Origin of the sequence: Micromonospora sp. WMMA2032 (assembly GCF_002688545.1) — a bacterium.
Classification (GTDB): domain Bacteria; phylum Actinomycetota; class Actinomycetes; order Mycobacteriales; family Micromonosporaceae; genus Micromonospora; species Micromonospora sediminicola.
Map to the genome: position 1 here is coordinate 2,313,079 of NZ_CP024052.1, position 13,675 is coordinate 2,326,753.

At 73.2% G+C, this 13,675-nt stretch carries 13 protein-coding genes; 11 read left to right on the forward strand and 2 right to left on the reverse strand.

What is annotated here, in order from left to right:
• Positions 1 to 67 precede the first annotated feature (67 nt).
• Positions 68 to 619, forward strand: a complete 552-nt coding sequence (locus CO540_RS09980) for an RNA polymerase sigma factor (protein ID WP_099161826.1) — start codon at positions 68 to 70, stop codon at positions 617 to 619.
• Positions 620 to 687: 68 nt separating this feature from the next.
• Positions 688 to 1,407, forward strand: a complete 720-nt coding sequence (locus CO540_RS09985) for a hypothetical protein (RefSeq protein WP_099161827.1) — start codon at positions 688 to 690, stop codon at positions 1,405 to 1,407.
• 16 nt (positions 1,408 to 1,423) lie between these two features.
• Here the strand turns inward: CO540_RS09985 and CO540_RS09990 are convergent, their stop codons facing one another.
• Positions 1,424 to 2,755: a cellulose binding domain-containing protein gene (locus CO540_RS09990; protein ID WP_371682296.1), complete on the reverse strand. Its 1,332-nt coding sequence runs from the start codon at positions 2,753 to 2,755 to the stop codon at positions 1,424 to 1,426.
• A 282-nt stretch (positions 2,756 to 3,037) separates the two neighbouring features.
• On the opposite strand from CO540_RS09990, the gene CO540_RS09995 reads away from it, so the two are divergent.
• From CO540_RS09995 to CO540_RS10040, 9 genes are all read left to right on the forward strand, one after another.
• A complete protein-coding gene (locus CO540_RS09995; protein WP_099161828.1) occupies positions 3,038 to 4,978 on the forward strand; it encodes a GTP-binding protein in 1,941 nt (646 codons plus the stop codon).
• 48 nt (positions 4,979 to 5,026) lie between these two features.
• Positions 5,027 to 5,458, forward strand: coding sequence for a hypothetical protein (locus tag CO540_RS10000; RefSeq protein ID WP_099161829.1), 432 nt, complete (start codon positions 5,027 to 5,029; stop codon positions 5,456 to 5,458).
• 65 nt (positions 5,459 to 5,523) lie between these two features.
• A complete protein-coding gene (locus tag CO540_RS10005; protein ID WP_099161830.1) occupies positions 5,524 to 5,916 on the forward strand; it encodes a hypothetical protein in 393 nt (130 codons plus the stop codon).
• A 1-nt stretch (position 5,917) separates the two neighbouring features.
• The gene (locus CO540_RS10010) at positions 5,918 to 8,350 is read left to right on the forward strand and encodes a DUF4132 domain-containing protein (protein ID WP_099161831.1); all 2,433 of its coding nucleotides are present in this window, start codon (positions 5,918 to 5,920) and stop codon (positions 8,348 to 8,350) included.
• The gene (locus tag CO540_RS10015) at positions 8,347 to 9,879 is read left to right on the forward strand and encodes a hypothetical protein (protein WP_099161832.1); all 1,533 of its coding nucleotides are present in this window, start codon (positions 8,347 to 8,349) and stop codon (positions 9,877 to 9,879) included. The genes CO540_RS10010 and CO540_RS10015 overlap by 4 nt, the downstream gene beginning before the upstream one ends.
• 201 nt (positions 9,880 to 10,080) lie before the next feature.
• Complete coding sequence (locus tag CO540_RS10025) at positions 10,081 to 10,632, forward strand: hypothetical protein (protein WP_157779098.1); 552 nt, start codon at positions 10,081 to 10,083, stop codon at positions 10,630 to 10,632.
• Positions 10,633 to 10,736: 104 nt separating this feature from the next.
• Complete coding sequence (locus CO540_RS10030; protein WP_099161835.1) at positions 10,737 to 11,273, forward strand: PadR family transcriptional regulator; 537 nt, start codon at positions 10,737 to 10,739, stop codon at positions 11,271 to 11,273.
• Positions 11,254 to 11,895: a GyrI-like domain-containing protein gene (locus CO540_RS10035; RefSeq protein WP_099161836.1), complete on the forward strand. Its 642-nt coding sequence runs from the start codon at positions 11,254 to 11,256 to the stop codon at positions 11,893 to 11,895. Before CO540_RS10030 ends, CO540_RS10035 begins: the two co-directional genes overlap by 20 nt.
• Before the next feature lie 252 nt (positions 11,896 to 12,147).
• Positions 12,148 to 12,708: a peptidoglycan-binding protein gene (locus CO540_RS10040; RefSeq protein ID WP_157779099.1), complete on the forward strand. Its 561-nt coding sequence runs from the start codon at positions 12,148 to 12,150 to the stop codon at positions 12,706 to 12,708.
• A gap of 119 nt (positions 12,709 to 12,827) precedes the next feature.
• Here the strand turns inward: CO540_RS10040 and CO540_RS10045 are convergent, their stop codons facing one another.
• Complete coding sequence (locus CO540_RS10045; RefSeq protein ID WP_099161838.1) at positions 12,828 to 13,637, reverse strand: SAM-dependent methyltransferase; 810 nt, start codon at positions 13,635 to 13,637, stop codon at positions 12,828 to 12,830.
• Positions 13,638 to 13,675: the final 38 nt, after the last annotated feature.

Consider the following 13,675-nt stretch of genomic DNA (forward strand, 5'->3'; position numbering starts at 1 on the left):
ACGCTCCCGGCGGAACCGGACATCTCACGGTAGGTGCGTCCAGCGAGGGTTGAAGTGAGGCGAGGGCATGCGGGCGACAGACGGTACGGCCAGCCGCGGCAGCCCTCGCCTCGACCGCGCCGGGTTCGAACGCCTCTACGCGGCGCACTACGAGCTGATCATGAGGTACGCGCTTCGCCGTGCGCCGTCCCCCGACGACGCCGCAGACGTGGTGGCCGAGACCTTCCTCGTCGCCTGGCGTCGCCAGGACCAGGCGCCCGACGGGTCCAGCGCGCGACTCTGGCTCTACGGCATCGCGCGTAACGTCCTCGCCAATCAGGCGCGCGGCGCCCGGCGACGCGAGCGGTTGAACGCTCGGCTCCGCGCCGGCGTGGCCAAGAACGGCCACGACGCCCGTCCGGCCTCCGCGATCGCCGGCACCCGGATCGCCATCGCCCGCGCCTTCGGCCGGTTGAGGGCCGACGACCGTGACCTGCTGACGTTGGTGGCGGCGGAGGGTCTGAGCGCGGGCGAGATCGCCCGCGTCCTGGACTGCACCACCACCACCGCCCGGGTACGCCTGCACCGGGCCCGGGCCCGGTTCGCCCGCGAGCTGGCTGCCGAGGGCCTGCCGGTGTAACGCCGCGGCCAGCCCGGACATGAACAGGTGTCGAGGCCGACCGCCCTCGGCGGACAGGAGGGTTCCCGATGACGCGCAGACGCGAGCGCCTGGACGAGTACGTCCGGCAGGCGACCCGTCTCGACAGCGACCGATCCGCGCTGCTCACCGACGAAGAAGCCAAGCAGGCCATGTTCGACAAGATCAGCCGGATGGGTGTCGACGACCGGCCACCAGTCCCCCGCGCCCGGGCTCGGCGCCTCGTCGGCCCGGTGGCCGTCGCGGCGAGCGTCGTCGTCGTGTCCGTGGGGGTTCTCGCATGGAGTGGCCTGACCGGCCCCGACGGCCGAGCGCCGCTGGCGACGTCCGGCCCGTCCCGGTCGACCCAGCAGGCGCCGGCTCCGGCCCGGCAGGGTGACGCGTTCGTGCCCGGTGTGGCGACCTCATGCCTTGAGGCCTACAGCCGGGCGACCCTGGCGGGCCGCGCATTCGCCTTCGACGGCACCGTGCTCGGCGTCGCCGATCGGCCGGCCGACGGCGACGGATCCGACCCGTACGTGTCGGTGACCTTCGCCGTCACCCGCTGGTATCGGGGTGGGCAGGGAGATCGGACCACCGTCGCGATGTTCCCGCCCGACGAGCGCGCCTCCGAATCCGGCAACGGCTACACGATCGGCTCGCGGCTCCTCGTCTCCGGCGAGGACCGCTGGGGCAGTGCCCGGCTGCGCGACCCGGTCGCCTGGGCGTGTGGCTTCACGCGCTGGTACGACCGGGCTGACGCGCGACTCTGGGAACAGGTCTTCCGCTGAGGCTTCCCTCCCGGCGTCAGCAGCCGATCCGGCTGGACCCGACCGCGACGTCGTCGTACCAGAGGGTGTCGGCCCCGCCGCCGTAGCTCTCCCAGCCCAGCTTCAGGTCGGTGAGCTGCGGTCGCCACGTGCGGTTGTACCACTGGCCGTCGATGTCGTGCGTCGGCACGCCGTCGGCGGTCAGCCCGGTGACGGCGGCCCCGTCCAGCCAGGTACGGAGCTGCCCGGCCGCGCCGTCCACCATGAACTCCAGGCAGGCCCACCGGTTGGTGGGCAGCGGGACGCTCTGCGCCACCCCGGCCGGGCTCTGCTCGGGCAGCGTCGCGTCGTCGGACGCGCGGTTCCACTGCAGGGCCCCGTTCTGGCCGCCCATCCGCAGGTCCTTGTTGCCGTCGGCGGCGTCGGTCATCGCGATCATCGTGGTGTGGTCGGTGGGTTGGGCGGTGGTGTGCCGGACCCAGATCCGGCCGTAGCGCACGTTGCCCAGGCCGACGAGGTTCCGCGTCGACCGGATGAAGACGTGGTTGCAGTATCCGGCGGCGCCGGTGATCCGGATCGCCCGGCTGCCGCTGTGCGTGGTGCTCGTGTCGACGGTGGCCGTGCCGGCGCCGGAGCAGTCCGGGTTGACCACGGTCCAGTCGCCGGACGGCGTCGAGCCGGTCTGGGTCTCGAAGCCGTCGCAGAGCACCGCCCCGGCGCACCCGGTCGGCGGCGGGGGCGGCTCGGTCGTGGGCGGGACGGTCGTGGGCGGCGCGCTGGTGGGCGGGGCCGTGGTGGGCGGGGCGGTGGTGGGCACCGTCGTGGTGGGCGCTCCGGTCGGCGTGGGCCCGACGCCGTTGCAGGCCACGCCGTTGAGGGCGAACCCGGTCGGCGTGCCGCCGCCGGTGCCGTAGGTGCCCTGCACGCCGAACTCGGTGGAGCCGCCGGCCGGGATGCTGCCGTTGTAGGACAGGTTGCGGGCGGTGACCGTGGCGCCGGACTGGCTGACCGTGGCGTTCCAGCCGTTGGTGACCCGGTCGTCCCCGGCGTACGTCCAGGTGACGGTCCACCCGGAGACGGCGGTGTCGCCCGGGGAGACCTTGACGGTGGCGGTGAATCCGCCGGGCCACCGGTTGGGGTGTAGTCGACCCGGCAGCCCTGCGCGGCCGAGGCCGGGCCGGTGAGCACCGCCGTTCCGGTCGCGGCCACGGCGGCGGCCAGTGCGGCGACGACCGCCAGGGTCGGGGCGGGGCGGGCGCGGAGAATCGTCATGGGAAGTCCTTCTGCGTCGAGCGGGCGGAGGCGGCGCGGCGGCGCGCGTCCGGCGGGGACGCGGTGCGACGACGTGCCCTGGGTGCGGCGCGGCGATGCGCCACGGCGACTGGTCGGTGCGTACGACCGACGTGCCCGGCTCGGGGTGGACCTGTCAGCCGCCGACGGCCCGGTCACCCGGGCGTCGGCGGCGCCCACCGACAATCTATTTACCGTCGCCTATCGAATCAAGCGGTCGGCTATTTCGGTGGACCGGCGGCGTCCGACCGTGCCAGCCTGACCCGGAGACGGGCCGAACCGACCGACGGGAGCACGGCGATGCGAGGACTCGAAACCTTCCCGCCCATCCGGACGCGAGCTTTCGAGGACCCGTCGACCCATGCAGACCGTCAACCTCGGCATCGTCGCCCATGTCGACGCCGGTAAGACCAGCCTGACCGAACGCCTGCTGCACGCCACCGGCGCCGTCGACCGGCTCGGCAGCGTCGACGCCGGCACGACCCGGACCGACACCGGCGAGATCGAACGTCGCCGGGGCATCACCATCCGCAGCGCGGTCGCCCCCTTCCGGGTACGCGACCGCCAGGTCAACCTGCTCGACACCCCAGGCCACAGCGACTTCGTCGCGGAGGTCGAACGCGCGCTCGGGGTGCTCGACGCGGCCGTGCTGGTGCTGTCGGCCGTGGAGGGGGTGCAGCCGCACAGCCGGCGGCTCATGCGGATCCTCCGGTCACTCCGGCTGCCCACACTGATCTTCGTGAACAAGATCGACCGGGTGGGCGCGCGCACCGACGAGCTGGTCGCGGACGTGCGCCGGCTGCTCACCCCGGCCGTCGCCCCGCTGGGCACGGTCCGCGCGCCCGGCACCCCCGGGGCGACCGTCCGGCCCGACGATCCGGGGTACGCCGACCGCGTCGCCGAGGTCCTCGCCGACCACGACGACGAGCTGCTGGCCGCCCTGGTGGACGACCTGCCGCCCGGGAAGGACCGGATCGACGAGGCGCTGCGGGCGCAGACGGCAGCCGGGCTCGTCCACCCGCTGCTGTTCGGCTCGGCGCTGTCCGGCGCCGGCGTACCGGAACTGTTGGACGCCGTCGTGTCCCTGCTCCCCGCGTCCCCGCCGGCCGAGCCCGCGCCGCGGGCCCGGGTCTTCGCGGTGGAACGCGACGCGGGCGGTGAGCGGGTGGCCTACCTGCGCTCCTACGGCGGGCAGCTGCGGGCGCGGCAGCGCGTCGTCGCGTACCGCCGGGAGCCGGACGGCCGGACCACCGCGACCCGCGCCCGGATCACCCGGCTCGACGTGGCCGGCGCGACCGCCGACCACACGGGGCCGGCCACGCTGACCGCCGGGCACATCGCCCGGGTCACCGGCCTGACCGGGGTACGCCTCGGCGACCAGCTCGGCAGCCCGACCGGCCTGGACGGCCGGTCGCACTTCCCCGCGCCCACCCTGGAGGCGGTGGTCCGACCCCGTGACCCGGCCCGGTCGGTGGCACTGCACGCCGCGCTGCTGGACCTCGCGGACACCGACCCGTTCCTGCGCACCCGGGTGGCCCCGGAGGGCGGCACGAGCGTGCTCCTCTACGGCGAGGTGCAGCGCGAGGTGCTGGCGGCCACGCTGGCCGAGACGTACGGGATCGAGGCGGAGTTCGAACCGGGCCGGATCGTGCACGTCGAGCGGCCCACCGGCACCGGAACGGCGGTGGAGATCATCGGAAACGGCTTCTTCGGCACCGTCGGCTTCCGGGTCGAGCCGGGCGCCGGGGTCGACTACCGGCTGGAGGTGGAACTCGGCTCGCTGCCGCTGTCGTTCCACAAGGCCATCGAGGAGGCCACCCGGGCCGCCCTCGACCAGGGCCGGTACGGCTGGCCGGTCACCGACGTCCGGGTCACCCTCACGCACAGCGGCTACTGGTCGCCGATCACCACGGCCGGGCACTTCCGGGACCTGGCGCCGTACGTCCTGATGCAGGCGCTGGCCGAGGCCGGCACCCGGGTCTTCGAGCCGTGCCGCCGGTTCGAGGCGGAGGTGCCGGCCGACCGGCTCGGCCCGGTCACGTCGTACCTGGGTCGGCTCAGCGCCCGGGTCGACGGCGCCGAGGAGACCGCGGCCGGCTGGCGGATCGGCGGGGTGCTGCCGGCCCGGCTCGAACCGGAGGCGCAGCGGCGGCTGCCGGACCTGTCCCGCGGGGAAGGACTGTGGTCGTCGACGTCCGGCGGCGACCGGCCGGTGTCCGGCGACCCGCCGTGCCGGCCCCGCACCGACGGCAACCCGTTCGACCGGCTGGCGTATCTGCGCTTCCTCGCCCGACGGTCCTGAGTACGCCGACTCATGCCCGTCGCACCCGGACCGTCCAGGCTGGACCGCATGTCCTCGGAAGCGGTCGGCACGGGCCGACGGGGTGGCCCGGTCGTGGCGTTCCTGGTCCTGCTCTGGGTGTGCGCGCTGATCGCGACGGCCGTGTGGTGGGTGGGCATCGGCCTGGAGCAGTGGAGCGTCAGCTACGGCGACCAGCCCGGCGAGTTCCAGGCCCTTCAGCGCCGGGCGAGCCTGGCCCTGCTGGTCGGCGCGCTGGTGGCGACCGCCGGGCCGGCCCTCATCGCGCTCGTCGCCTACCACCTGCGGCTGGTCCGCACCGCGGTCGTCTTCCTGGTGCTGACCGTCGTGATCGCCGTGCCCGCCGTACCGTTCGCCGTGCTCGCCGGCCGGGACCTCGATCCGGCCCCGGCGACGACGCCCGGCCCGCCCGGGCACTGCGTGGAACACAGCGGCGGCGACACCCGCTGCCCGGGCGGCTGACCGGACGTTTTCGTCGGACCCGCGTGCCATGATCCCGCTCACCCCAGGGCGAGGAGCACGGCGCGATGGCCACGGTGACGGTTCGGGACGAGACAGCGACGGGCAGGGCGATCGACCAGTGGCCGTTGACCGGCCTGCCGGAGCGCATCTCCGCGCGGGAGCTGGTGCGGTTGCGCGTCCGCGAGGAGGTCGCGCGGTTCAACGCCGCCCAGGCCGACCTTTTCCGGGGCTTGGTGCGTCCGACCGACGCGGAGACGACGTTGAACGGCTACCGGGTCGGCCGGGGCCGGCGGCTGGACTGGGAACGTCAGGCGGACGCGGCCTGCGCCGCCTTCGCCCGCAACGGCTTCGTGCTGCTGCTCGGTGACCGCCAGGTCGAGGACCTGGACGAGGAGATCGACCTGCGCGCGGATCCCGAGGTGGCCTTCGTGCGGCTCGTTCCCCTGGTGGGTGGCTGAGGTGGCCCGCTGGTCACGGCTGCTTCCCGCGCTGAGCGCGGCGGACCGCCGGACGGTGGAGACCGGCCTGGTCGACGCGGATGCCCGGATCCGGGCGGTGCTCCGGAGGACGGCCACCTACTACTGGGGAGCGTCGGTGACCCGCACATCGGAGTGGGCCGTCACCGAGTCGTGGTCGGCCGAGCGTCGCCGCCGCGCCGCGCTGGCCATGCACCTGGAGGCGGCGACCGGCTCGACTCCGACGGCGCTGAACGACGTCCTGCGGAATCTCGCAGAGGGCGGGCCCGACTGGACCCGGGCGGATCTGCTGTGGTGCCTGGAGGTCGCCGGCCGGGGGCACGGCTATGACGACGGCGCCGACCTGGAGCTGCCGGCGACGATCGCCGCGCACCTGGCCCCCGCCGACCTGGCCGATCTGGTGCCGGCGCTCTCGGCCCTGTTCGACGACCTCACCGCGCGCCACTACCCGGCGGCAGGCCCTCGACGCCGGGTCGTCACGCTGATCGGGGAGGCGCTCGACCGCGCCACCGGTTGTCGCGTGCCGTCCTGGTTGCTGCACCACGGGGACGAGTTCGGCCCGCTCGTGCGTGCCGGCCTGGGCGACGTCATCGCCGCGCCGGGCGTGCCCGAGCTGCTGGCGCACTGCGCCTCGCTGGACAAGCCGGCGGCGTCGGCGCGATGGCTCCGCGTCCTCGACCAGCACCTCAGCACCGCGACCGACGGGAGCGGGGCGGTCCGCGCGATCCTGGAGGCGTTCGCCGCCCACGGGCGGTCCGTGCACGACGACTCGGACCGCCTCCTCCGTGGCCTGGTCTGGGCGCTGTCGCGGGAGTCGGACGAGGCGGCCACGGATCTGCTGGCCGCGGTCACCGCCGCCGCCTCGGCCGCACCCCGCCAGGCGTCCGGGTTCCCGCACGCCCAGCGCACCGCGATCGCGGCCGTGCACCTGCTCGCGGGGCGCGACGGTGAGGCGCCGGTGCGGACCCTGGCGCGGCTCGCGGCGACCGTGAAGAACAAGGCGGTGCGCGCCCGGGTGCAGACCGCGCTGGCCGGCCTCGGCGCCCTGCGGGGATGGTCGCTGAGCGAGGTGATGGAACTCGCCGTCGACGACCACGGGCTGGACCCCGACGGGAGCCGGCGCGTCCAGGTCGGCCCGTACGAGGCAATGGTGCGGGTCGAGGGCGAGAAGGCGCGCCTGACCTTCGCCCGCAGCGGCACCGCGCTCAGGGGCGTCCCGGCGGCGGTCAAGGAGACCCACGCCGACGAGCTGAAGCAGCTGCGCGACCTGGTGAAGGGCGTCAACGCGACGCTGACCGCCGAGCGGCAGCGGGTCGAGGCACTGCTGTCCGAGGATCGCACCTGGGCCCACCCGGACTGGGTGTCCCGGTTCCTGGACCACCCGATCACCGGGACGTACGGGCGGCGGCTGATCTGGGAGACCAGCACCGACGGGAGTGACTGGTCGGCGGGTGTGCCCCGCCAGGACGACGACGGGTGGGCGATCGTCGGTCTCGACGGGCGGCCGGCGCGCGGGGACCGCGTCCGGCTGTGGCATCCCGTCCGCGCCGGAGTGGACGAGACGCTGGCCTGGCGCGAACGGGTGCTCGCGACCGGCCTGACGCAGCCGTTCAAGCAGGCCTTCCGCGAGGTCTACCTGCTCACGCCGGCCGAGGAACGGACGAGCGCCTACTCCAACCGGTTCGCCGCGCACATCCTGCGCTACCGCCAGGCGAACGCGCTCATGCGCGCCCGCGGCTGGCAGGCCGGCTACCTGGGCACGTGGGACGGCGGCTACGACAGCGAGGCCACGAAGCTCTTCAGCGGCGGCGCGTGGCGGGCGTCCTTCCACCACCAGCTGGTCGACACCGACGATCCGCGCGACTACGACGTGCACCACTGCTCCACCGACCAGGTGCGCTTCGCCCGCCACGACGGCACGACCTGGCATGCCGCACCGGTCACGGACGTACCGCCGCTGGTGTTCACCGAGGCGATGCGGGACGTGGACCTGTTCGTCGGCGTCACCTCGATCGCCACCGACCCGCAGTGGGCCGACCGCGGCGCGGACCGGTTCCGGGACTACTGGCACCGCACCGTCGTCGGGGAGCTGACCCCGTCGGCGCAGGTGCGCCGGGACGCCCTGGCCCGACTGCTCCCCCGCATGGCCATCGCCGGCCGGGTCACCCTCGCCGACCGCTACCTGCACGTACGCGGGAACCTGCGCGGCTACCGGATCCACCTCGGCTCGGGCAACATCATGATGGAGCCGAACGACGCCTACCTGTGCATCGTCCCCGCGCGCGGGGGGACCGGGCGGCTGCACCTGCCGTTCGAGGACGATCCGATGCTGTCGACGATCCTGTCGAAGGCGATCATGCTCGCCGCCGACGACTCGATCACCGACCCCACCGTGCTGCGGCAGCTCGCCGCATGACCGCCTGGGCGCGACTGCACGTCGACTACTGCCAGTACCAGGTGATCACCGTGCCGGGTGCGCCCGGTACGCCGATCTACACCGTCGGCGACGACCTCCTGCACGTGGGCGGGCCGCATCAGGTCACCGGCTTCTGCGGCGTCCACACCGCACCGATCGAGGCACGCCTGCGTGTCCGGTCCGGGCCGCCGACGCTTGTCGACTCCGGTTGGGACGCGGTCAGTGAGGCAACGCTCTGGAGCCCGAGCGGCCGGTTGTCGGTCGTCGGCCTGATGGGCGGTGTCGCGGACGCCCTCGTCGACGTCGCCGTTCCGCGCGGGCTGATCCGGGTGCGCATACACGCCCGCCACCGCCTGCACGAGACGGTACGCACCGACGACGACCCGCCCGAGCAGCACGAACTGCACGTCTGGGCGGTCGGCGAGGAGACGCCGTGGCGCACCGTGCGGGCCGACCCCGGCGCGCGCGGCTGGGAGCAGAAGCCGGCGAAGGCCGCCGAGTGGGCGATGCTGTCCCTGGTGCCGCGCCCCTCCACCCGGCCGGCGATCCTGCCCCCGCTCCCACCCGACCCCTACGAGGACGACACCGGCCTGGCCCGGGTGACGGTGGTCCGCCACCGGCCCGGCCCGGTGGACCTGCCGGTCGGCGTGCTCCCCGTCGGTGACCTGGAGGTGCGCCTGGAGCGGATCGACGCGGAGACCCTCCGCTGGTCGTGGGCGAGCGCCGAAGAGCCGATCTTCCCCGAACCGCTGACCACGTTGCCGGACGACGAGCCCACCACCGTACGGCTGACGACCGGCCCCGACGGGGTGACGCTGCGGCACGAGGGAGTGCGGGGCCGGCACGCCGCCGCCCTCGGCCTGATCTGGGACCACCTGCTCGACGGCGACGGGACGTACCCGTGGGTCGAGACGCTGCGGGCGCGGGCCGCCGAGGCGACCGCGCGCGCCGAGAAGCACCGCCGGTTCCGGGCCGCGCAGGAGGCCGAGCGGTGGGGTGGCCCGCCGCCGACGGGTCGTCTCCGCGGCCTCGCCGCCCGGGCGCAACCCCTGGCGCGGATCGACCGCCGGTTGCTCGACCGCCTCGACGCGCTGCCCGCCGCCGGTCAGCGGGAGGCGGCCTGCTGGGCGGCCCGGCACGCGATGCGGGTTGCCGGGCTGGAGCAGCTCGACTGGATCGCCGACGCGCTCGCCGCCGCCGACGCCGGCCGTCCGCTCCCCCCGGCCTTCACCGAGCAGCACGGCGCCGCCGCGTTCCGGCGCATGCTGTCCGACCCCGAGGCGCCCCGCACCACCGTCCCGCTGCGCCCGAACCCGAAGACGTTCGGCGCACAGGGTGTCACCGAGATGCTCCAGCAGGCCGCCGCGCTGCCCGCCCTGACCGCCTTGGCCGACGACGACCCGCTGGCCGCCGCGATCGACGCCTTCTACAACGCGGCGGTCGCCCACGGGGACGACCGGGACCGGTTCCTCGCCGAGGCGCACACCGAGCTGCGGCGGGGGGAGACCGTCGACCGGGCCGACGTCTAGTCCTCGGGGTGCGCCGGCCCGTCGGGGCCGGTGGCTGCCGCGCGGACAGCCTCGGCCTCCGTGTCCTCTACCGCTCCGATGTCGACCGACTCACTCGTCTAGGCTCCGCCTTGATCACCTTTCGAGAGGGGCGCCATCGTGACGACTCACCGAACCGGGACGGCGCGCGCCGCCGGCGTGACCGCCTCCCTGCTCGCCGCCGTGCTCCTGCTGGCCGCCGCCTGCACGTCGCCGGCGCCCGGTACGGACGTCGCGTCGTCGGCTTCCGCTCCACCGGCCTCGGCGAGCGCCTCGCCCTCCCGGAAGCTGTCCGCGCCGACCACGCTCCTCGGTCTCCCCAAGACGACGAGCAGGGGTCTGTACGGCGCCGCCATCCAGCAGTTGGAGCAGCTCAAGCGCGAGGTCGGCCAGGCGACCAGCGCGATCGGCGAGGCCTACGAGGACGGCACGGCCGATGGGGACATCGTCTTCGTCAGCGGAGCGTCCGGAACGATCGGCGATCCGGCCGGCGTCCTGGAAAGGGCGCTCAGGCCGTACCGCATCACCAAGGTCACCGCCGTCGATGCCGGCGCACTCGGAGGTGAGGCACGCTGTGGGCGCGGACGAACCGAGGACGGCAGTTACCTGACCACGTGCGGCTGGGCCGACCGGGAAACGGTCGGCGTGGTGAGCTTCACCTCGTCGGGGCCCCAGACCGACCACACCGCCGACTTCCTCACCGTGCGGGACATCGTGAGCCGCCCGACCGACTGACTGACGACGTCGGCCGACGCCTCCGTCCCCGTCCACTCCGGACGACGCCCCTCGCCTGCCCAGGAGGGCCACGCGAGCCACTATTCCAGTGCTAGAGTATTGGGGTGGAGCTGACCCCCGCCGAGCTGACCGTCCTGGGCCTGGTGGTCGAACGGCCGCAGCACGGCTACGACCTGGAGCGGGTCATCGAGCAGCGGGGCATCCGGCAGTGGGCCGACATCGGGTTCTCCTCGATCTACTACCTGCTCGCCAAGCTGGAACAGCGCGGCCTGCTCCACGTCCCGGAGGCACCGGCCGCCGCCAGGTCCCGCCGCGTCTTCCACCCCACCGACGAGGGCCGCCGGGTCGCCGCGCAGAACACGCTGGCGGTCATCGCCGAGGCACGCCCGCACCCGCAGCCCCTGCTGGTCGGCGTCGCCAACCTGGCCCTGCTCACCCCGCAGCAGTACGAGCAGGCGCTGCGCACCCGGCTGACGCAGCTCGACGGCCGGATCGCCGCGGTCCGCGCGGCGCAGCACGCGCAAGGCTCCCTCCCGCGCGCGGCCCGCGAGGTCTTCTCCTACTCCCTGAGCCTGATGCAGGCAGAGAGGCAGTGGCTCGCCCACCGAGTCCAGGTACCCGATGACGAACCCGACCGCTGAGAAGATCGACTTCAAGAAGACACTCGACGCCTACCGCGCGCCGCAGGGCCGGTTCCGGCTGGTCGAAGTGCCCGACATGCGCTACCTCATGATCGACGGCCACGGCGACCCCAACACGTCACCCGCCTTCACCGAGGCGATCGAGGCGCTCTACCCGACGGCGTACAAACTGAAGTTCGCCAGCAGGCGTGCCCTCGGGCGTGACTACGTCGTCCCGCCCCTGGAGGGTCTGTGGTGGGCCGAGGACATGACGTCGTTCACCACCGCACAGCGGAAGTCACAGTGGAACTGGACGCTGATGCTGATGGTCCCCGACTGGATCGCGCCACAGATGGTCACCGACGCCGTCGAGCAGGCCGGCGCCAAGAACCCACCGGCCCGCCTCGACGACGTCCGCCTCGAAACGCTGTCCGAGGGGCGGTGCGTGCAGACGCTGCACGTCGGGTCCTTCGACGACGAGGCCGAGGTGCTCGACCGACTGCACCACGAGTACGTCCCCGGCAACCGGCTCCGCATGACCGGGAAGCACCACGAGATCTATCTCAGCGACTTCCGCAGGGTCGCACCCGACAGGCAGCGCACCATCCTCCGGCAGCCGGTCGCCCCCGCCCCGGCGAGCTGACCGCCGGAGGTGATCCGCTCGACCGTTGCCCGGGCCGGTTGGCGAATCGATGTGACGCCCCCTTGCGTTCGCCTCCGACGAGAGGAGGACCCTGGTCGCCGCTTGCCGACCCCCGCCATGAACAATAAACATCAACTCGTGCCAATAGGGCATATCAGTGGTATCCATGCTGTGGCGAAAAAGCTGCCCCCCACGCCTTCGGCGGATGCGATAACCTCCGCCACACGCTATACGTCACGAGGGGATGTTTACGTGAGCGTTCTTACCGCCATTCGTCCAAGGAGTATTCGGCTGCTGGCAGCCGCTGTCACCGCGGTCCTGGCCAGTGGCTTGATCCACACCCCAGCGGCCCATGCCTCCGTCTCCTACGGCTACATCTCGGGAGCCAGCACCGTCACCGACGACTTCGGGGACGAAGGCACTCTCAAGCGCGGTGGGAGCTACGCCTACACCAATGCGACCGCGCTGTGGCAGTGGATTCTGTACGCCGAGGGACTCATCAGCAAGAGCGGCATCGACTGCCAGTTCGGGCCGGGCACCGAGACGGCCACGAAGCAGTTCCAGTCTCGCTATGGCCTCTCCGCCGACGGCGTGGTCGGACTCAACACCTGGAAGACGGCAGACAACCGGTTGAGCCTCACCGACTCCTCGTATCCAGAAGCGGACGTGGTCACCTACACCGGCAAGAACGGCGGCAAGGCGGTGTTCAACCGCGCGAAGGCGGGCGAGAGCTACTACTCGTTCCGCGTCGACCCGTACAACTGGGCGGGAGCCGCGTACTTCGCCGCCTCCCGGTACTGCGGCGGATTCTGATCATCGTGGTGCCTGGGGTGTGGGTGTCCCACATTCCAGGCACCACATCATCGCGGACCGGCTTTACCACCGAACGCTGGATATGGACTGCCGCGGCGGCGTGAAGCAGTCCTCTGCGGTCACGGCTTGCGGGCGACCCCGCAGTAGCCGTCCACGACGGCGGTCGGCTCGCTCTCCGGTCGCCACCGGCCGAGCGGAACGACACCCGGCTCGACGAGGTCGAGGCCGTCGAAGAACGCCGCGAAGTCGGCCACCTCACGCAGGTGGTACGGCACGGCGCCGCTCTCGTTGTACTGCCGGTGCGACTCGATCACCCGCTCGCTGGTGGCCGTGCCGTCGGACATCGCCAGGAAGCTGCCGGACGGCAGGGTGGAGACCAGGGCGCCGACGATGGCCCGCGCCTCGGCCGGTTCGCGCACGTGGCCCATGACACCGAGCATCATCAACGCGATCGGCTCGCCGAAGTCCAGCGTCTCGGAGGCGCCCTGGACGATCTTCTCCGGGTCGCGCAGGTCGGCGTCGACGTACCGCGTGGCGCCTTCCTGGCTGCTGGTCAGCAACACCCGGGCATGGGTGAGGACCATCGGGTCGTTGTCGACGTACACGATGCGCGCCTGCGGCGTGATTCCCTGAGCGACCTGGTGGGTGTTGTCGGCCGTGGGCAGACCGGTGCCGACGTCGAGGAACTGGCGGACCCCCGCCTCGCCGGCGAGGTACGTCACCGCGCGGCGCAGGAACGCCCGCGAGTATTGCGCCGCCTCCACGATCTCGGGGAAGACCGCCCGGACCTGGTCGCCGACGGCCCGGTCCGGAGCGAAGTTGTCCTTGCCGCCGAGCCAGTAGTTCCACACCCGCGCCGAGTGGGGCACCGTCGTGTCCAGCTTGGAGGCCAACTCCTCGACGGGCTGGTCGGCTCGCCCCTGCGACATGTCGTTCTCCCCCAATGGCTCGCGGCGTCAGGGCCGTA

Coding starts and splice junctions, on each gene's coding strand:
- CO540_RS09980 (WP_099161826.1), top strand. CDS start 68: ATGCGGGCGACAGACGGTACGGCCAGCCGCGGCAGCCCTCGCCTCGAC.
- CO540_RS09985 (WP_099161827.1), top strand. CDS start 688: ATGACGCGCAGACGCGAGCGCCTGGACGAGTACGTCCGGCAGGCGACC.
- CO540_RS09995 (WP_099161828.1), top strand. CDS start 3,038: ATGCAGACCGTCAACCTCGGCATCGTCGCCCATGTCGACGCCGGTAAG.
- CO540_RS10000 (WP_099161829.1), top strand. CDS start 5,027: ATGTCCTCGGAAGCGGTCGGCACGGGCCGACGGGGTGGCCCGGTCGTG.
- CO540_RS10005 (WP_099161830.1), top strand. CDS start 5,524: ATGGCCACGGTGACGGTTCGGGACGAGACAGCGACGGGCAGGGCGATC.
- CO540_RS10015 (WP_099161832.1), top strand. CDS start 8,347: ATGACCGCCTGGGCGCGACTGCACGTCGACTACTGCCAGTACCAGGTG.
- CO540_RS10035 (WP_099161836.1), top strand. CDS start 11,254: ATGACGAACCCGACCGCTGAGAAGATCGACTTCAAGAAGACACTCGAC.
- CO540_RS10045 (WP_099161838.1), bottom strand. CDS start 13,637: ATGTCGCAGGGGCGAGCCGACCAGCCCGTCGAGGAGTTGGCCTCCAAG.